This is a genomic window from Candidatus Eremiobacteraceae bacterium (genome assembly GCA_035710745.1).
Taxonomy (GTDB): domain Bacteria; phylum Vulcanimicrobiota; class Vulcanimicrobiia; order Eremiobacterales; family Eremiobacteraceae; genus JANWLL01.
This window is the reverse complement of sequence record DASTCX010000018.1, coordinates 70,293-88,636: the sequence shown is the minus strand read 5'-3', so window position 1 is coordinate 88,636 and position 18,344 is coordinate 70,293. Positions and strand designations below refer to the sequence as shown.

The following is an 18,344-nucleotide window of genomic DNA, read 5'->3' as shown; positions in this document are numbered from 1 at the left end:
ACGATGGACCTGCCCGTAACGCGCTTTGTTACAAGGACTAGCCGCCCGCGGGAACGACCGTCCGCGCGTCGAGCGTCCGCCCGACCCTGACTTGGAGGTCTTCGAGGTGCGCACGGGTCATCGTGTCGAGTTTGGTCGATGCGAGCGCCGACCGCAGGTTCGACTGGAGGTCGGTGAGCTCGAGCCGCGCGAGCGCTTGCGCGTCGTACGGCGTCCCCGGCGCGGGGGTGAGCAGCAAGCTTGAAAGCAGCGCCGTATAGCTCTGCTGCTCGCTGCGATGGATGAGCGAGATAGATCCGATCTGCTTGCCGCGCAGATCGCCGAAGACGCTCGCTTGCGTCCACGAGAAGAGATCGGTGAGGCTCATCGTCTGACCCGGCTTCGAGCGCAGCGACATATCGTCGATGCGGTTGAGCATGAGCGGCTGGAACATGATATGGAGTTCCTGGTCTTGGATGCCCTCCGCGAGCTCGGCGACCGGGATGTCGTGGCGGTCGGACGGGTTGTACGCCCATGAGCCGTTTTCCCAGAACGGCGACCACTCGGCGTACGTCATGCCGTTGAGAAGCTTCGGCGAGAACTGCCACGCGCTGTCGCCGAAGACGTAGTGGTCGAGCATCGAAAAGGCGCGCTGTTCTTCGCTGCGCGGTTCCGGCGTCAGCGGCGCGCTGCTTTTCGGGTCGCCTGCATGCGCGCGCGACAGCCATTCTCCGCCGATGAAGTGCTCGGGCATGACCGCGCACGTCAGATACTCGCCCATCGCGACGCCGAACGCATCGCGCGCTTCTTCGTACGACTGGCCCGCCTGCGGGAAGCGTTTGTCGAGACCGTTGATGAGATCGCTCGCGAGCTTGATGCGCGTGTCGCACCAGCCGAGCGTATCGTTGGACAGATCCCAATGGTTGACGCGCGGGTCGACGGCGTGCGCATCTGCCCACGCGACGTCTTCATCTGACGCGAAGCGATAGCGCGGATCCGACCAAGCCGACGCCCAGCTGTTGAGGGTCCGAACCTCATCTTGCGGCGAGCGTGCCCCGGCGATCTTCGCGTAGCCCCAGTGGATGACGTAGTAGTCGTATGGACCAAGGGTCAGCTGGTAGAAGTCGCCCTGGTGGTAGCCCTTCGGCCACAAGTTGATCGGCGAATACTCCATCACCGACGTCGCGACGCCGTAGCGCGACGTGAACGACTTGTCTTGCAGCTCTTTTTGCGTGTAGTCGTCGGAGCCGATGAAATTGTGCTGCAGGCCCATGTCGTGGCCGGACTCGTGGAGCACGATCGATTTGAGGAAGTCGTACTTGTATTGCGAGGGTACCTGGTAGCTCATCAGCCCCATCATCTGGAGCGCTTCGATGCCGAAGCTCGCCTCACGCCGCATGCCTTGCGCGTAGAGCGCCTCCGTGCCGGAGAACGTCTTCGTCGCGGTGACGTTCGGCTGCACTTCGAACGGATACGAGATGCTTCCGAACTGCATGAGATCCGCGTCGATGACGATGCCCGTGTGGAACTCCTGGCCAGTGCGCGGATCGTAGACGAGCTGAGCTTCCGCGAAGCCGCCGCTGTTGCTCTCGGTGAGCCAGCGGACGACGTTGTAGCGGATGTCGTCGGCGTCCCAAGTCGGGTCGACGGACGGATCCGGCTGCTCCTTGACGACGATGGCGTCGCTGATCCCGAGCGGTAGGAACGCCTTGTTCCAGGTGAGGAGCGCGTCGCGCACCGCCGGCCGGTATTCCGGCGGGATCGTGCTGCTCAAGTAGAAGACGAGCGGATGTTTCGACGGCGAAACGCGTTTGCTCGGATCCGACGGCTGCTGATCCCACTTGATGATGTAGCGCACATCGCGCGAGCGGACGTTGTCGTTACCGAACTCGAGATGCGTGTTGTCGAAGTAGCCGACGCGATCGTCTGCGAGCCGCGGCATGAAGTCGGAGTTGTCCGGCGCGCTTGCGATGTTGTAGTCGACCTTGATGAGCAGCGAGCGCGGGTCGGGAACGTTATCGATGACGTTCGGCAGATCGGATGCGAAGGTCTGATCGGCCTCGATGAGGACGTTGTCCGGGAACGCCTTCGTCGGGCCGAAGTACGTGCGCTGCGGATCGAGCCGGTAGCCGTTCTCCGGATCTTGGACGTTAAGGACATTCTTCAACGTCGTGGCGATGTCGAGAATGTCGCCGAGGAACGGCGACGCGTCAAAGACGACGTCGCCGGTCGCGTCGTCAGTCGAGGCGATCGGCGCGACGTCGACGGTCGACGACGCGAACGTCTGCGAGATCGCGAGCGCCGCGGAATCGTTCGTCGCGATGAAATCGGTGTTCGGCCATGAGATCGCTACTTTGTCGTCGACCTTCGTGAAGCGGATGAGACGCGCGGGCGCGAAATCGGTCGAGCCGTTGAAGAAGAAGTAGCCGCCGATGCCGTTGCGCGGTACCGCCGTCTGGATGAAGTCGACGTCGAGCTGCTTGGGCGAGAGCTCGAGGAACACTTTGCCGTCCTTGCGCCACACGGTGAACAATCCGCGCTGGGCCTGGGCGCCCTTCGTGAAATCGGCATACGGCGCGGGTCCACCGCCACCGCCCGAATCATCGGCTCTTACGGTCGCGGGCGCGACGAAGAGCGCGAGCACCGCCAGCGTCGCATAGAAAAATCGTCTCATGGAAGAACTACCCCCAGTCAGCGCGGAACGAGAAATGCCTCTCGGTGCGTTAGATGATTGCGGAATCGCACGGACCGGAACGTCCGTGCGCCGAAGACCACAGTTCACCGTCCGGCGTAGGTTCCTTGCAGTGTGGGCGTGCGAGCGCGGAAGGCCTTTCAGGCGCTTTTCACGCACGATGATTTGGGGCGGCTTGCGACCCACGTCCCGCAATCATCTAGAGTCATCCTGAGGAAAACGCATGAGAGCGAGAGCTTTCGGCCTGGTCTGCGCCGCCCTTGTCGTGGCGGCGATCGCATCCGTCGCTCCGTCTGCCGGCGCGACGAAGATAAATCCGGTCATCGCGAAGATGATCGAAGCGTACGGCGGCAGTGCCGTTCTCGATTCGATCAAGACGCGCGTCGTCGTCGTCTCATTGCCATTCCAGGGCGAGGCAGCGACGATAACGATGACCTACGAACGGCCCAATCGACTGGTCCGAGTCGTCCAAGTACCCGCGATGCGTATAACCGAGACTTACGGATTTGATGGTACGCGTGGCTGGGTGCGCGACTCCTACGGACACGTCCAGGAGATGAGCGGCAGCGATTTATCTACTTTTCGCTGCCAGGCGATCGACCCGATCCTCACGCTGCTACAATCGGCCGCGGGTCCGCCGGTGATGTCCGTGCGGTCGAGCAGAGCGACGGTCGACGGCAAAGAATATGAGTCCTTGGACGTCATCGAAAAGGATTGCCCTGAGGCGACTATGCTCGTCGATCCGGCCACGTACTTTATCACTAAGGTTAGCGATACGGAGCAATCGGCGAACCTTTCGAACTACCAGGTTGGTTCGGCAGGCGAACGTTACCCCAAGACGGTCGTGACTACCTCGCCTGGACTAGGCACGACAGTTGAGACGATCACATCGGAGCAAGTGAACGTCGCGATAGACGATTCGATCTTCGCCATGCCCGCGCCCGGCTCGTCGGCGGCACCCGCGCCCGGCCTTGCGACCGCGACGCCGTCTCCATCGCCTACCGCGATGGCCTCGCCATCACCGACACATACATAAGATAAAGGGAGCGGTCGAGATTTATCTCGACCGCCGCGGCCTTTCATAGCGAGGTCGCGAAGTCGTCAGGGCACTGGGAGAAGATGGCTGGGAAGCGCCGCATAGAACGCAGAGCCGTAGCTATCCGGTCTGCTCGTCCGATTCCTCGGGCTCGCGTGGCTCCTGTTTCCAGAACGATGGTGGCATGAGACGCGCGCAATCAGGACAGACTACATAGCGTCCGTCTTGATCGACAATCATGATGATGCCAGACCTGTCCTCGCCGCATATGTCGCATATCATGACGACGGCTTTCCGTGAGGTTGGCTGCCCCACAGAATAAACGGTACTACTTTGTCTGAAACCGCACAATTCCGAACGTACGGTCGGTCTTGACTGTAATCAGTACCGTCAGGCCGCGGCGGTCGAGATAAATCTCGACCGCTCCCTGTGATGGTTGCGGTCAGGCGATGACGTCGACGCCGTTCATGTACGGCTTGAGGACATGGGGAACGCGGACCGATCCGTCGGCCTGTTGATAATTCTCGAGTATCGCGACAAGCGTCCGCCCGACGGCGAGCGCCGAGCCGTTGAGCGTATGGACGAACTCCGGTCGCGATTTCGGTCCGGGGCGATAGCGGATGTTGGCGCGCCGGGCTTGGAAATCGCCGCAATTGCTGCACGACGAGATCTCGCGATACGTGTTCTGCGCGGGCAGCCAGACTTCGATGTCGTACGTTTTCTGCGACGCGAACCCGGTATCGCCGGAAGACAGGAGCATCACGCGGTGCGGCAGCTCGAGCGCGCGTAGCAAGCTTTCGGCTAACGCGACGATCCGTTCGTGGATCGCAGCGCTCTCCTCGGGGCGGCACAGCGAGACGAGTTCGACTTTTTCGAACTGGTGCTGGCGGATCAGTCCGCGCGTATCTTTGCCAGCGGCGCCGGCCTCTTCGCGGAAGCACGCCGTATAGGCCGTGTAGAGTTTCGGCAAGGCGCCGTTCTCGAGCGTCTCGCCGCGATGGAGATTGACGAGCTGCACCTCCGACGTCGGCGAGAGGAACAGCGAGCCGTCTTCGACCGAGAACATGAGGTCGCTGAACTTCGATAGGTGACCGGTCGCCTCGACGCTCTCCCGATTGACGAGCAAAGGAGGCGCGATCTCCGTGAACCCTGCCGCCGTGTTCCGTTCCAGGAAGAAGTTGACGAGCGCACGGTTTAGCCGCGCCCCGAGGCCGGTGAGAACCGTGAAGCGGCTGCGCGCGAGCGATACGCCGCGTTCGAAATCGAGTATGCCGAGCCGCTCGCCGATCTCCCAGTGCGGGCGAGGCTCGAATCCCAGCGCCGGCGGCGTGCCGTGGGCCCGCAGCTGGACGTTCGCGCGTTCGTCGGCGCCGTCGGGCACGTCGTCGGCGAGGACGTTCGGCACGTTGGCGAGCAGCGCGGCGAGCCGCACATCGAGCGCGGTCGCTTCGTGCTCCCGCTCTTTGATGCGCTCGCCGATCTTCGTGGACTGCTCGCGCAGCGCCGCAAGCACGTCGGGCGCTTTCCCTTTTGCCGCGGCGAACTCGGCCGAGAGCTTATTGCGCTCGGACTTCAAGACGTCGAGCGCGGTGACGGCGGCGCGCCAACGCTGATCGATTTCGAGATACTCGTCGACGACGGCGCTCGAAAGCTGGCGGCGGCCCAGCGCGCGCCGGACGCGGTCTGGATTTTCTCTTATGAGCGCGCGGTCGAGCATGGGCCGCTATTATCGGACGAGCGGTCCATGCCCTACTCGGTCGAGCTAAAGCACGACCGCTACAAGCGACCCGTCGATGCGTTAGAAGTTGGAGGCGAAGCGCGTCTTCGGAGCGCTCTCCGAACACATCCGCTTGAGCTCGTCGGGGTGCGACGATTTCTCGAGCGCCGCTTCGAGCGAGATCCGACCGTCAGCGACGAACGCCGCCAAGCTCTTCTCGAGCGACATCATGCCGACCGACGAGCCGGTCTGGATAGCGTTCATCATCTGCGCGGGCTTGTTCTCGCGGATGAGGTTGCGCACGCCGGGTGTGCCGACGAGGATCTCCATCGCGCATACTCGGCCGTCGCCGGTGACACGCGGAACGAGCGTCTGCGTGAAAACCGCTTCGAGCACGCCCGCGAGTTGTAGGCGCACTTGCTCCTGCGCCTCGGGCGGGAAGACGTCGACGATGCGGTTGATCGACTCCGGTGCGGACGTGACGTGAAGCGTACCGAAGACGAGATGGCCCGTTTCGGCAGCGGTGAGCGCGAGCGAGATCGTCTCGAGATCGCGCATCTCACCGACGAGTATGACATCGGGATCCTGGCGAAGCGCGGAGCGAAGCGCGTTCTTGAACGAGAGTGTATCGCGTCCGACTTCGCGCTGGCTGATGACCGCCTTGATGTTCTGATGGAGGAATTCGATCGGGTCTTCGATCGTGACGATCCGTACCGCCTCACGACGGTTGATGAAGTTGATCATCGCGGCGAGCGTCGTCGATTTGCCCGATCCCGTCGGGCCCGTGACGACGACAAGTCCGCGCGGTTTCTTCGTCACTTCGGCGACGATCGGGGGGAGGTCCATCTCCTCGAGCGCCGGCGGCAGGCCGGGAATCGCTCGCATGACGGCGCTGATGCTGTCGCGCTGATAGCACGCGTTGACGCGGAAGCGCGACACACCAGGCAGCGAGTACGCGAAGTCGACCTCGCGATGCTCGATGAGCGCATCGGTCTCTTCCTTCTTGGTGATGGACATGATGAGCTCTTGCGCGACAGCCGGCGACACGTTATCCGTCGTGAGCGGTTCGAGACGGCCGTGAAGCCGGATCATCGGCGGGCTGCCGACGACGAGATGTAGGTCGGAAGCTCCCTTCTCGACGGTCGCCTTCAGCAAGTCATCCATCTTGACCGGATACATCGAGCCTCCAATTTTACGCGAGCGGTTCGGGCGCGGAGCGAGGGTCGCTATCGGGCCGCGACAAAGGATGCCAGGCTCGCACGGCGCGGGCGCGTGGCGAAGTCCCCCACGTTAAAAATATCGGCCGCCGTGCGGCCGCTCTCGGAGGGTGTGAGCGACGCCACTAATCGAGGTCCCGCGCAACCGCGTCACCATCGCCGAAGCACTTGCGGCGATGGCTGAGGTCCCACTCCGCCGCGCTAGAACTGTCCGCGTGAGCGTGCGTGACGCCGTCGGGCGTACGCTCGCAGGCCCGATCCAGGCCGTCGAGGACGTGCCTCCGTTCTCGAGATCGCGCGTCGACGGCTACGCCGTCATCGCAGACGATGTCGCCGGTGCATCGCGGGAAAGACCTGCGACGGTGAGAGTCGTCGGCGAAGTGGCGATGGGCGCCGCGCCGCCGGGCCCGATCGCGCGCGGTCAGGCCATGCGCATCTCGACCGGGGGCGCCTTGCCGCCCGGCTCCGATGCTGCGGTCATGATCGAGGATACGGAAGAGTACGATCGCATCGCGACCGTACGCGACGCTTCCGATGCCGAGCACAACATCACCCGCAGCGGCGCCGATGTGCGCCGCGGCGATCTGCTCTTCGATTCGGCGACAGTTTTGACGCCGGCTCGCGTCGGGATGCTCGCGGGCGCCGGGATCGATACGATTGACGTCTACGAACGGCCGCGCGTCGGCATGCTGCTCACCGGCGACGAGCTCGTCGCGCCGGGCGATCCCATCCATCCCGGAGAGATCCGGGATATCAACCGTTTCTCGCTCGCGGGGGCGCTTGCGGCGATGGGGTTCGAGCCCGTGCAGTACGATCGCGTTCCCGATATCCGCACGACATTTGAAGCAGCCTTCAAACGCGCGCTCGACGAGTGCGATGCGGTCGTCATCTCGGGCGGATCGTCGGCGGGCGAGCGCGACTTCACCCCCGACGTCGTGCAGGCCGCCGGGCCGCCCGGCGTCATCGTCCATCACGTCCGGGCGAAACCCGGTCGTCCGACCGTGCTCGGTGCGGTCGGCGACAAGCCCGTGATCGGACTTCCCGGCAATCCCGTTTCCGCGCTCGTCATGCTCGAGACTTTGGGCAAGCCGATCTTGCTGCGGATGCTCGACCGAATGCCGAACGACGTCGCCGTGCGAGCGATCCTCTCGCAGACGATCGACGTGAGCCCGACGCTCGAACACCGCATTCCGGTCGCGCTCCATCGCGATAACGGCGAGGTCCGCGCGCGGCCCCTGTTCGGCACGTCGGCGATGATGCACATCCTCGCGTTCGCCGACGCGCTTGTCACCGTGCCGCTCGGCATCGGCCGCATCGACGCCGGCACGAGCGTCGACGCGTGGCCGCTAAGCGCTCCGCCGCGGCCGTGACGGACGGCGGCGCGCCGCACGCGACGCCGTTCGCCGAGGCCGTGCGGACGTGGTGGACGCACCTGCGCGACGCCGGATGTCCGGATCGACTTGCGGCCGAGGCGATCGCGCTCCACGACGCCGTCGGGCGCGCGCCCGCGCACGTCACGCGCACGAAAGAACCCTGTCCGACGTATCGTGCTGCTGCGATGGACGGTTTCGCGGTGCGCGCCGCCGACCTCCGCGATGCGTCGGCGGCAAATCCAAAACGCTTGACGTTAGGCACTGATGCGACGCCGGTCGACACCGGCGCGAAGGTGCCGCGCGACAAGGACGCGGTGATCCCGATCGAGGCTGTCGTGGTCGACGGTCAGACGATCGTCGTGGCAGAGCGCATCGCGATCGGAAAACACGTTCGCCTCCCGGGTGACGACGTGCCCCCAGGAGTCGCGATCGGTTGGCCGGGCGTCGCATTGCGTCCGGTCGATTGCGCCGCGCTCATCGCGAGCGGCTGCACGACCATCGACGTCGTGCGCAAGCCGCGTCTCACCGTCATCCCGAGCGGCGACGAGGTCGTCGCGGCGGGAGCCCCTTCGAAGCCCGGCTCCGTCATCGACAGCAATTCGCCCATGATCGCCGCAGCCGCGCGCGCGCTCGGCGCGGAGGTCACGGTGACGGCTGTCATCGCCGATGACGACGGCGCGCTTCTCGATGCATTGACGGACGCGGTCGCCAACTCCGACGTCGTCGCGCTGCTGGCCGGCTCTTCGAACGGCGCGCGCGATCGCGGCGCGCGCACGATCGAACGGGTCGGTGCGATCGACGTCCGCGGCGTCGCGACGCGACCTGGGCGGCCGGTGATCCTCGGACACAGCGGCGGCGTCGCGATCGTCAACCTGCCCGGCTATCCGGCGTCGTGCCATTTCGCTTTCGAAGCGTACGTCGCGCCGCTGCTCCGAAGGCTCGGCGGTTTCGCCGATACGCAGGCGCGGCGCGCACGACTCGCGAGAGATGTCGACACGGATGGTTCGCGCGACGAATGGCCGCTCGCGACGGTGCTCACCGCGCCCGGCAGCCCGCGCGCGATCGTCGATCCGCTGCCGGACATCGGCGGCGGCCTCTATCGTCTCGCGCGCGCCGACGCGCGCTTTCGTCTGCGAAGCGGCACGGCGCATCACGTGCGTCACGTGGCCGTCGAATGGACGCCGCTGCGCGAAAGCGACGACACATCGATGCCGCTTTTCGCCGGTCCATACGATCCGCTCATCGAGGAGCTCGCCGCGCTCGCGGGATTCCGCTGCCGGTGGACGGCTGACGAGAGCGGCGAGGCGCTCGAAGAAGGTACGGCCGATGCCGCAGGCATCATCGTGCGCGACGGTTCATTCGAGCGCGTCCAAGCACGTTTGGGAAAAGGTCGCACGCTGCTCGTCATCGGGTCGCGCCGGGAGGGTATCGCTAAAGCGCGCAGCGCAAGCCACTCGAGCACTGGTGCGGCCGTCGAGCTCGAGCGTCGGACCTCGGAGGACCCCTGGGAAACGGCCGCATCGATCGCGGCCGGAATGCGCACGTCGGCGAGGACCACGAAATTCCTCGCGGAACAGTTCGCGCTTGCGTTCGAAGAGGGCAAGCCGGCGCTTTATGCGATCGTGTGGGAGGACGGGCCGGGTCATCGCTTTCCTTGGGCGATCGCCGTTCCGGCGGCGCTCGGAGCGGTTGCCAGCGCTAGCGGTGCCCTCGGATGGGAATACATCGGTATGGGCTCGGAGGTCGGATAACAATGGAAGCACGTTTGCAAGCTCTGCGCGCGATCGCGAGCATACCAGTTATCGCGCTGGCTCTGTCGCTCGTCGACTGCGGTCAGAACGGAACCGATAAGGCGCGCTCGGCTGGAGATGACGCACTGCTCGCCGCTCAGGTGCAAGTGACCATCGCCGGCATCGACGCCGCGACGGTCGGTCTCGTACACGTCTCCAGCAGCAACGGTGTCGTGACGCTCACCGGCAAGATCGCGAATATGGGTGAACGCGCAGCTATCGACAAGGCGGCGCGCAGCGTCAAGGGCGTCGAGACGCTCGACGATCAAGTCGTCGTCGATGCATCTGCGCCGACGGCGGCAGAAATCGAAGCAGATCTGGCGCTATCGGCGAAAGTGCACGGCGCGCTCGTCGCGCAGACGGGTGTCAACGCGGCGGACATCCACGTCGACGTGCATCGCGGCGTCGTGACGCTGACGGGGCACGTGCCATCGCCGGCGCACAAGGCGGTCGTTGATCAAACGGTCCACGGCGTCAAAGGCGTGACATCGGTGGTCGACAAACTCGCGATAGTCAAGTAGTGGGCTGAAGATATCGACCAAAGGTAGGCGTCGCCGGCGACGAGAAACACCCGCAGCTTACGAGGCGATCCCCCACCGCTCTTATGCGCTACGGCATCATTTCCGACGTCCATTCGAACATGGAAGCACTTTCTGCCGTCCTCGGCGAGTTGGACTCGCTGCAGATCGACGGCCTGATCTGTCTTGGTGACATCGTCGGTTACGGCCCGAGCCCGAACGAGTGCTGCGCGACGCTCATCGGACGGAACTGCGTCTCGATCGCCGGCAATCACGATGAGGCTGCCGCGAACGAGTCCGGCATCGACTACTTCAGTCCGCTCGCGCGCGAGGCGATCGAGTGGAATCGAGCCGCGCTGTCGCGCGAACACCTCGAATATTTGGCCTCGCTGCCGCGAGTCCGGACGTTTCCGACGTTCGACATCGTCCACGGCGCGCCGGTCTACCACTTCGATTACATCCTCGACGTCGTCGATGCGCAGGCGGCGTTCGGGCGCACGGACGCGTCGCTGACGTTCGTCGGCCACAGCCACATCGCCGAGGTCTACTACCAAGAGAAGTCGGGCCGGACGTTCCAGCAGCGTCTGCTCCACGGCGGACGGATCGACATATCCGACGAATATCGTTACATCGTCAACCCCGGCAGCGTCGGCCAGCCGCGCGACCGGAATCCGCAGGCGGCGTTCGCCGTGATCGACGTCGACGAGGCATACGTCGACGTGCGGAGGGTGACGTACGACGTGCGTGCGGTCCAGGAGCGGATCGAAAGCGCTCGACTTCCCTCGCAGCTCGCCGACCGGCTGGCGCTCGGATATTGATGAAGACCTCGATCGCTGCAGCGCTCTTGATCGTGGGTGCGACGATGTCGTGCGCGCCGGCGCTCGCCGCGGCGTCGAACGCCGATCCTTACACGGACCATGCTTTCGTATCCGATCTCAACACGGGGCTCGCGGCGTTCTACGGCAAGCGCTTCGATGATGCGCGTACCGACTTCAACGCGGCGCTGAAGATCGCGCCGACCGATTCGCTCGCGCTCTCGCTCATGAACGCGGCGGTGAGCAACGTCGGTCCAGACGCGCTCGATTCGCTCGCGAACGATGAGGAAGACGAGGTCGTCAAACATCCGAAGGACGCCATCGCGCAGACCCGCCTCGCCTACACATACCTCTTCGAGGCGCAGACGGTGCCGCAGAGGTCGAGCGACGCGAAAGACGCGCTCGACGCAGCGGTCGCGTCCGAGCCCACGCTCGCCGGCGCTCACGTCGGGCTCGGCATCTATCGGCTCGGTGAGGAGTCGACGAATCGCGCGAAGGCGGAATTTCTCTCGGCCATCGCATCGGAGCCGCACGATATCCTCGCGCTCGAGTACCTCTCGGGCATCTATCAGAACGATCTGCGCGACCCGCAGCGCGCGCTGACGTATCTCATCGACATCCCGAACCTCATCCCCGGCTACGCGGACGCATACTTCCACCTCGGCTCGGTCATGGAAGATCTCGGCCAGTACGACGCCGGCGTCGCGTATTTGAAGACCGCGATCGATCTCGACGGCGGCCACGTCGGCGAGGCCGGCCAGTTCGGATTGCCGCTCCTCGGCGATCTCTACCTCAAGCTCCACGAGCTCGAGCTCGCGAAGAAGGCCTATGCGGACGCGGTGACGTTCGGCGAAGAGCCGGAGTACGCGAAAGCGCAGCTCGATCGCATCCGCGCCGGCAAGATACAATGAAGCCGACGGAGCCGATGAAGCCGCGCCTGGCCGACGACCGGCGCTGTTTCGCTTGCGGGCCCGACAACGCGACCGGACTTCGGATGACCTTCGACTACGGCGACGGCACGGCGAAAAGCCGCGTCGTGCCGCGGCGCGAATTCGGCGGCTGGTCGAATATCATGCACGGCGGCATCGTCGCGACGCTGCTCGACGAAGCGATGGCGCATGCGGCGATCGCCGCGGGCGAGCGCGCGGTGACGGCGCGGATCGAAGTGCGCTTCCGCAAAGCCGTGCCGACCGACGCGCCGCTTGTGGTCGAAGGCAAGGTGCAGGGCCGCCGCGGGCGCGTCATGGAGATGGAGAGCACGCTGCGCGGCGAAGACGGCACGCTGTACGCCGAAGGCAAAGCGCGGTTCTTGACGGAGCTCGGGACCGAAGAAGGCGGCCGCGACGGTGGCTGACGACGGCATCAAGCCGATCGCCTCGAACCGGCGCGCCTATCACGAATACTCTTTCGTCGACAAGATCGAGGCCGGCATCGTGCTCACGGGCACGGAAGTCAAGAGCATGCGGGCCGGCGGCTGCAGCCTCGGCGACGGTTTCGTCCGGTTGCGCAACGGCGAAGCGTGGCTCGTGAACGTCCACATACCGCCGTACGATCGCGGCACGTTCTTCTCGCAGCACGAGCCGAAGCGCGATCGCAAGCTGCTCCTCCACAGCCTCGAGATCAAACGGCTCGTCGGCACGATCCAAGAGAAGGGGCTCACCCTCATCCCCCTGCGCGCCTATTTCAAACGCGGCAACGTCAAGGTGGAACTGGGGCTCGGGCGCGGAAAGAAAACGCATGACAAGCGGCAAGCGATCAAAGAACGCGAAGTCCGTCGCGAGATCGAACGAGTCGCGCGACGAGGCTGACGCGCGGCTGATCGACGACGTCGAAACGCGCGTCCGCACCGCCTGCGACATGCTCGGCATTCCGAGCGGCCCATCGAGGATCGTCGTCGCATGCTCCGGGGGCTCGGACAGCGCCGCCGCTCTGTTCGCGGTTCGAAGCGCTCGACCAACCGCGCAGTTGATCGCCTGTTACGTCGACCACGACGTGCGCCCCCGAGCGAATATCACCAAAGACAAGCGCGCGGTGAAAGCGCAAGCGCGGGCATCCGGCGCCGAGCTCGCGAGCGTTCGTCTTGCCGGTGAGGTGGATGAAGGCAGTTCACCCGAGGCGCGCCTTCGCGCACGGCGCTATAAGGCGCTCGCCGAGTTCGCTCGGTCGCAACGCGCTTCTATCGTGATCGCAGGTCATCAACGCGACGACGTCGCCGAGTCATCGCTCATGGCGCTGCTCCGCGGAAGCGGCATCGATGGCATCGCTGCGATGCGGCCGCGCCGGTCGATCGGCGCAGATGTCGACATCGTCCGGCCGCTCTTGTGGGCGCCGAAAGCGCTCTTGGCCGAGTACGCGCGGCTGAACGGTGTTGCGGTCGCGCAGGACGAGACGAACGCGGACGATCGCTTCCGGCGCAACGCGATCCGCCGGGTGCTGCTCGATCTCGAATCGATCGCGCCGGGTTCGCGTCAAGCGATCGCGCGCGGCGCGGCGATCGCCAACGACGACAAGGCGCTGCTCGACGCGGTCGCTGCCTCGGCGTGGCGGCGCGTGCGCTCGCGCGACGGCGCGTCGCTCGTCGCGTCGGAACTCCGCCGGTTGCCCGACGCCCTCTTGCGGCGCGTCCTCCGGATCGAAGTCCGCCGCGTCGCAGGCGTCGCGCGCGATTTCACGTTCGCGCACTGCGCCGCGATCGCGAGCGCGATCCGTACGCGTCGCGGCGGGTCGTTTCACGCCGGGCGTGCGAAGGCCGAACTGTCGGCAGGGCGCGCGACGTTCACGCCGATCGCGGCGAGCCGGCGCTCGCGCGACGGCGAAGCGCTCACCATCGCGGCACCGTGCACGAGGCTGAACATCGCCTGGGGCGGCGGCTCGATCACCATGCGTCGTATCGCGGCCCGAGCCGCTCGTAGATCTGGTGACGAGCGTGCGCCGGCTTCTCGTACCATCCTACTCGACTCCGAGCTGCTGCCGCCCGGCGCGGAGCTTGTCGTGCGATCGCCGCGGACTGGCGACCGTTTCGTCCCCGCCGGCAGGCGCGGCACCGTCGGGATGGCGCGTTTTCTTGGCAAAGCCGGGCTACCGCTCGAACAGCGTCGCCACGTGCCGCTGCTCTGCAAGAACGGCTCGATCGCCGCGGCGGTCGGCGTGCGCGCGAGCGCCGCTTTTGCGGCTCGTCCGGGTCGACGGGTGATCGAAGTCCGTTGGGAACCGCCGCTGCCGATACATCAAGTATGATGGTCGAGCCGGCTCTGCGGCGCGGTGAATCGCTCGAGGTCGTTTTCGGCGCGGAGCAGATCGCAAGCGCGATCGAAAAGATCGCGGCCCAGATCCGCGTCGCATACGCGGGCGAGCCGGTGCTTCTCATCGGCGTGCTCAAAGGCGCCGCGATCTTCATCGGCGATCTCATGCGTGCGCTCGGCGACTATCCGCTCACCATCGATTTCATGATTGTGACATCGTATGGAACGGGTCGAAGCACAGGAGCCGGCGACGTTCGGATCGTGAAGGATATCGACGGCGACCTCAAGGGACGACACGTCATTCTCGTCGAGGATATCGTCGATGAAGGTGTGACGCTCGGTCGCCTGTTGGCTGCGATCCGCAGCCATGGCCCCGCCAGCCTGCGGGCGTGCGTCCTGCTCGATAAACCGTTCCACAGGCACGAAGGCGTCACAGTTGATTTCGTAGGTCTGGACGCCCCCGACGCCTTCCTGGTAGGTTACGGTTTAGACCACCAAGAACGGTTCAGAAATCTCCCTTATATATGTAAACTTCAGACGTCCGCCGAACGTATATAGTAGGACGGACGTCCCGGTCACGGCTGGCCGGGCAGGAGACACTCCCTTTGGCGAGACTCGTTCGCAACATCATCTGGTCAGCGGTCTTCTTGGCGATAATCGGCTTGTCGTATGTCTGGTACATGCAGACGAAAGGCGGCCAGGCGCAAAAGCCTCCGACCTACAGCGATTTCATCCAGATGGTCGACACGCAACCGCAGTCGTTCCAAGACGTCGTCGTCATCGGCCAGAATTCGGTCACGTTCAAGCGCAACGGGACGACCGAGACGATCCCGATCCAGGCCGGCGTCGAGAACGATCTCGCGAAAGAGCTGAAGTCGCACGACGTGCGCTTCCAGTTCGACACGAACAACACGAACCAGAACACATACTTCTTGCTGACGACGATCGGACCGTTCGTCCTCGTCATCATCATCATTCTGTTCGTCTTCAGGCAGGCGCAATCGGGGGGCAACCAGGCGCTCTCGTTCGGGCGCAGCCGCGCGAAGCTGCACTCCGAGAACCGGCCGAAAGTCACGTTCGCCGACGTCGCCGGCGTCGATGAGGCCAAGCAAGAGCTCGCCGAAGTCGTCGAGTTCCTCAAGTATCCGAAGAAGTTCCAAGCGCTCGGCGCACGCATCCCGAAGGGCCTGCTGCTTCTCGGGCCGCCAGGCAGCGGCAAGACGCTCCTCGCGCGCGCGATCGCGGGTGAGGCCGGCGTGCCGTTCTTCAGCATCTCCGGCTCGGACTTCGTCGAGATGTTCGTCGGCGTCGGCGCATCGCGCGTCCGCGATCTGTTCGACCAAGCGAAGAAGAGCGCGCCCTGCATCGTCTTCATCGACGAGATCGACGCGGTCGGTCGTCAGCGCGGCGCGGGCCTCGGCGGCGGGCACGACGAGCGCGAGCAGACGCTCAATCAATTGCTCGTCGAGATGGACGGCTTCGACGTCAACACAGGCGTCATCTTGATCGCCGCGACGAACCGGCCCGACGTCCTCGACCCGGCGCTGCTTCGCCCAGGCCGCTTCGACCGTCAAGTGGTCGTCGATCGCGCCGACGTCGTCGGCCGCGCGCAGATCCTCGGCGTACACGCGCGCAACAAACCGCTGGCGCCCGATGTAAAACTCGAAGTGCTCGCGCGCAGAACGCCCGGCTTCTCGGGCGCTGATCTCGAAAATCTGCTCAACGAAGCCGCGCTGCTCGCCGCGCGCGCGAACAAGAACCAGATCGAGATGGACGATTGCGAGGAAGCGATCGACCGCGTCATCGCGGGACCGGAACGCCGCAGCCGCATCATCAGCCATCGCGAGAAGGAGATCGTCGCGTACCACGAGGGCGGCCACGCACTCGTCGGCAAGCTGCTGCCGAACGCGGACCCGCTCCATAAGATAACGATCATCCCGCGCGGCATGGCGTTGGGCTATACGATGCAGCTGCCGACCGAGGACCGCTTCTTGATGGCGAGAGGCGAGATCATCGACCGCATCACCGTGCTGCTCGGCGGCCGCACAGCGGAAGAGCTGATCTTCCACGAAGTGACGACGGGCGCGCAAGACGATCTGCAAAAAGCGACGTCGCTCGCGCGCAAGATGGTCACCGAGTTCGGCATGAGCACGAAGCTCGGCCCGCTCGCGCTCGGGCGCAAGCACGAGCAAGTCTTCCTCGGCCGCGACATCATGGAAGAGCGCAACTACTCGGAAGAAGTCGCAAGTCAGATCGACGCCGAGGTCAGAGCGATCATCGACTCGTGTTACGCGAACGCGTTCCATCTGCTCGAGACGAACATCGACAAGCTCCACCGGCTCGCCGAAGCGCTGCTCGAAAAAGAGACGGTCGAGGGAGACGAAATAGAGCGGTTGCTTTCGGACAGCCCCCGACCGAGCGAGGCGAAGCCCGCCGCGCCGGAGAGCACCGTGCCCGATTCGGCTGCTGCGGCGACCGCGAAACCGCCGTCCGAGAAGCCGCGCTCCGCGCCCAAAGGCTTGCCGTTCCCGCCGCCCGAGCCGGCGTAGCGCGTAGGGTTCTCGATCTTCTCGACCAAAGGGTTTGATATGATGTATCGACGGCGCGGCGTGCTCGCCGCGCTTTTTATCGCCGGCGCGGCGACGCTCTCGGCGGCCGGGCTGTCTTCACCGGCGCTCGCCGGCCCCGAGCTCGCACCTGGCGAGACGGTTCTAAACGACGGCCTGACCATGGAAGTGCGGCACGCGACGGGATCGGGCGCGGTGGCGCTCGAGATCTGGGTCCGCTGCCCGGCAAGCGGCTGGACGTCGACGCAGCCTGGCATCGCTCGCCTGACTGCGCTCGCGGTCGTCGACGCGAAGAGCGGGAACACGACGCTGCGCGACATCGTCCGTTCGCACGGAGGCCAGGTCGGCGTCTCGATCTTCCAAACGGCGACGGAGTTCGTCGTCTTAGCGCCGGCGGATCAAGCGCCGGCCCTCGAAGACGCGCTCATGCGCGCGGTCTTTCGGCCGTCGATCGACGCGGCCGCCCTCGATCAGGCGAAGACGCGGCTGGCCGCCGAACAAGCGCTGTCGGCGCAATCCTCGGTCGCCGTGCTGCGCGACGAAGTCTTCGCGGCGATCTTCGCGAACGGCCCGCTCCACGACGCGACGCTCGGCAACTCGAAGCTCTTGGAGACCGCATCGCTGACACAGGTCCGCGACTACGCGGCGCATTCGTACGTGCCGAGCGAATCGGCGGTCATCGCGCTCGGCAACGCCGATGCCGATGTCTTGCGGGCGCACATCGCTGCCGCGTCGCCGACTTCGGGCGCCGGATCTTCGATGCCGGCCTCTGTTATCGCCGCGCCTCCTGCTGCGCCGATCAGCTTGACGAACCCCGACGTCGATGCACCCGGCGTCGCGCTCGCGTGGCCGGGTCCGCCGATCACCGATCGACGCGCGGCGACGGCGATGGATTTCTTGTCCGACTATCTCACCGATCCGCAGACTGGGGCGTTCGCGAATGCAGCGACCGCTACCACGGCCGGCGCGGCGATCGACGGTCAGTACGTGACCCTCGAACAGCCGGGTCTGTTCTACGTCAGCGCGACCGGCACGGGCGTCGACCCCGCAGCGATGGCGAAATCGCTGCGCAACGCGCTCGACCAACTGCTCGCGCGACCGCTGTCGCAAGACCGGTTCGCGACGGCGCTCTCGGCGTACGAGACGAGGCTGCTTCGGCAGATGGATTCGCCGCAGGGGCTCGCGGACAACTACGGCTGGTACTTCGCGATGAACGCACCGTCGTACGCACCGAGCGCGACCGACGTCTCGCTCGGCGGCGAGTATTTCGCTTCGGCGTCATCGCTGACGCCCGATTTCGTGCACGACGTCGCGCGCCGCTATCTCGGCGCTGCTCCGGTCGTCATCACGATCGCACCGCAGAAAGCGTCGACCGCGATGTTGACGGGAGGGCACTGA

The 18,344-nt window shown here is 65.2% G+C and carries 15 protein-coding genes; 12 read left to right on the top strand and 3 right to left on the bottom strand.

Annotation, left to right across the window (positions count from 1 at the left end; all coding sequences use genetic code 11):
• Nucleotides 1-37: 37 nt before the first annotated feature.
• Nucleotides 38-2,653: a zinc-dependent metalloprotease gene (locus VFO25_07540; protein ID HET9342749.1), complete on the bottom strand. Its 2,616-nt coding sequence runs from the start codon at nucleotides 2,651-2,653 to the stop codon at nucleotides 38-40.
• Between the two features lie 241 nt (nucleotides 2,654-2,894).
• On the opposite strand from VFO25_07540, the gene VFO25_07535 reads away from it, so the two are divergent.
• A complete protein-coding gene (locus VFO25_07535) occupies nucleotides 2,895-3,707 on the top strand; it encodes a hypothetical protein (GenBank protein ID HET9342748.1) in 813 nt (270 codons plus the stop codon).
• Nucleotides 3,708-4,149: 442 nt separating this feature from the next.
• Here the strand turns inward: VFO25_07535 and serS are convergent, their stop codons facing one another.
• Nucleotides 4,150-5,424: a serine--tRNA ligase gene (gene serS / locus VFO25_07530; protein HET9342747.1), complete on the bottom strand. Its 1,275-nt coding sequence runs from the start codon at nucleotides 5,422-5,424 to the stop codon at nucleotides 4,150-4,152.
• A gap of 81 nt (nucleotides 5,425-5,505) precedes the next feature.
• On the bottom strand, nucleotides 5,506-6,588 hold the full coding sequence (locus tag VFO25_07525) for a type IV pilus twitching motility protein PilT (GenBank protein HET9342746.1): 1,083 nt from the start codon (nucleotides 6,586-6,588) through the stop codon (nucleotides 5,506-5,508).
• 181 nt (nucleotides 6,589-6,769) lie between these two features.
• Between VFO25_07525 and glp the strand changes: the two genes are divergently transcribed.
• The 11 genes from glp to VFO25_07470 all read left to right on the top strand — a co-directional run bounded on the left by glp (nucleotide 6,770) and on the right by VFO25_07470 (nucleotide 18,344).
• Nucleotides 6,770-8,011 (top strand): gephyrin-like molybdotransferase Glp, encoded by a 1,242-nt coding sequence (gene glp, locus VFO25_07520; GenBank protein HET9342745.1) that lies wholly within the window; start codon nucleotides 6,770-6,772, stop codon nucleotides 8,009-8,011.
• Nucleotides 7,981-9,765: a molybdopterin-binding protein gene (locus VFO25_07515; protein HET9342744.1), complete on the top strand. Its 1,785-nt coding sequence runs from the start codon at nucleotides 7,981-7,983 to the stop codon at nucleotides 9,763-9,765. The genes glp and VFO25_07515 overlap by 31 nt, the downstream gene beginning before the upstream one ends.
• A gap of 2 nt (nucleotides 9,766-9,767) precedes the next feature.
• The gene (locus tag VFO25_07510) at nucleotides 9,768-10,325 is read left to right on the top strand and encodes a BON domain-containing protein (protein ID HET9342743.1); all 558 of its coding nucleotides are present in this window, start codon (nucleotides 9,768-9,770) and stop codon (nucleotides 10,323-10,325) included.
• Nucleotides 10,326-10,408: 83 nt separating this feature from the next.
• A complete protein-coding gene (locus VFO25_07505; GenBank protein ID HET9342742.1) occupies nucleotides 10,409-11,140 on the top strand; it encodes a metallophosphoesterase family protein in 732 nt (243 codons plus the stop codon).
• Entirely contained in the window at nucleotides 11,140-12,048 is a 909-nt protein-coding gene (locus VFO25_07500; protein HET9342741.1) for a tetratricopeptide repeat protein, read from the top strand. The genes VFO25_07505 and VFO25_07500 overlap by 1 nt, the downstream gene beginning before the upstream one ends.
• Before the next feature lie 14 nt (nucleotides 12,049-12,062).
• Entirely contained in the window at nucleotides 12,063-12,491 is a 429-nt protein-coding gene (locus tag VFO25_07495; GenBank protein HET9342740.1) for a PaaI family thioesterase, read from the top strand.
• Nucleotides 12,484-12,945, top strand: a complete 462-nt coding sequence (gene smpB / locus VFO25_07490; protein HET9342739.1) for an SsrA-binding protein SmpB — start codon at nucleotides 12,484-12,486, stop codon at nucleotides 12,943-12,945. The genes VFO25_07495 and smpB overlap by 8 nt, the downstream gene beginning before the upstream one ends.
• Nucleotides 12,875-14,374 carry a tRNA lysidine(34) synthetase TilS gene (gene tilS / locus VFO25_07485; GenBank protein HET9342738.1) on the top strand — a complete coding sequence of 500 codons (1,500 nt, stop codon included), beginning with the start codon at nucleotides 12,875-12,877 and terminating at the stop codon, nucleotides 14,372-14,374. The genes smpB and tilS overlap by 71 nt, the downstream gene beginning before the upstream one ends.
• The gene (hpt, locus tag VFO25_07480; GenBank protein HET9342737.1) at nucleotides 14,371-14,937 is read left to right on the top strand and encodes a hypoxanthine phosphoribosyltransferase; all 567 of its coding nucleotides are present in this window, start codon (nucleotides 14,371-14,373) and stop codon (nucleotides 14,935-14,937) included. Before tilS ends, hpt begins: the two co-directional genes overlap by 4 nt.
• Before the next feature lie 47 nt (nucleotides 14,938-14,984).
• On the top strand, nucleotides 14,985-16,928 hold the full coding sequence (gene ftsH, locus VFO25_07475; protein HET9342736.1) for an ATP-dependent zinc metalloprotease FtsH: 1,944 nt from the start codon (nucleotides 14,985-14,987) through the stop codon (nucleotides 16,926-16,928).
• Nucleotides 16,929-16,967: 39 nt separating this feature from the next.
• Nucleotides 16,968-18,344 (top strand): insulinase family protein, encoded by a 1,377-nt coding sequence (locus VFO25_07470; protein HET9342735.1) that lies wholly within the window; start codon nucleotides 16,968-16,970, stop codon nucleotides 18,342-18,344.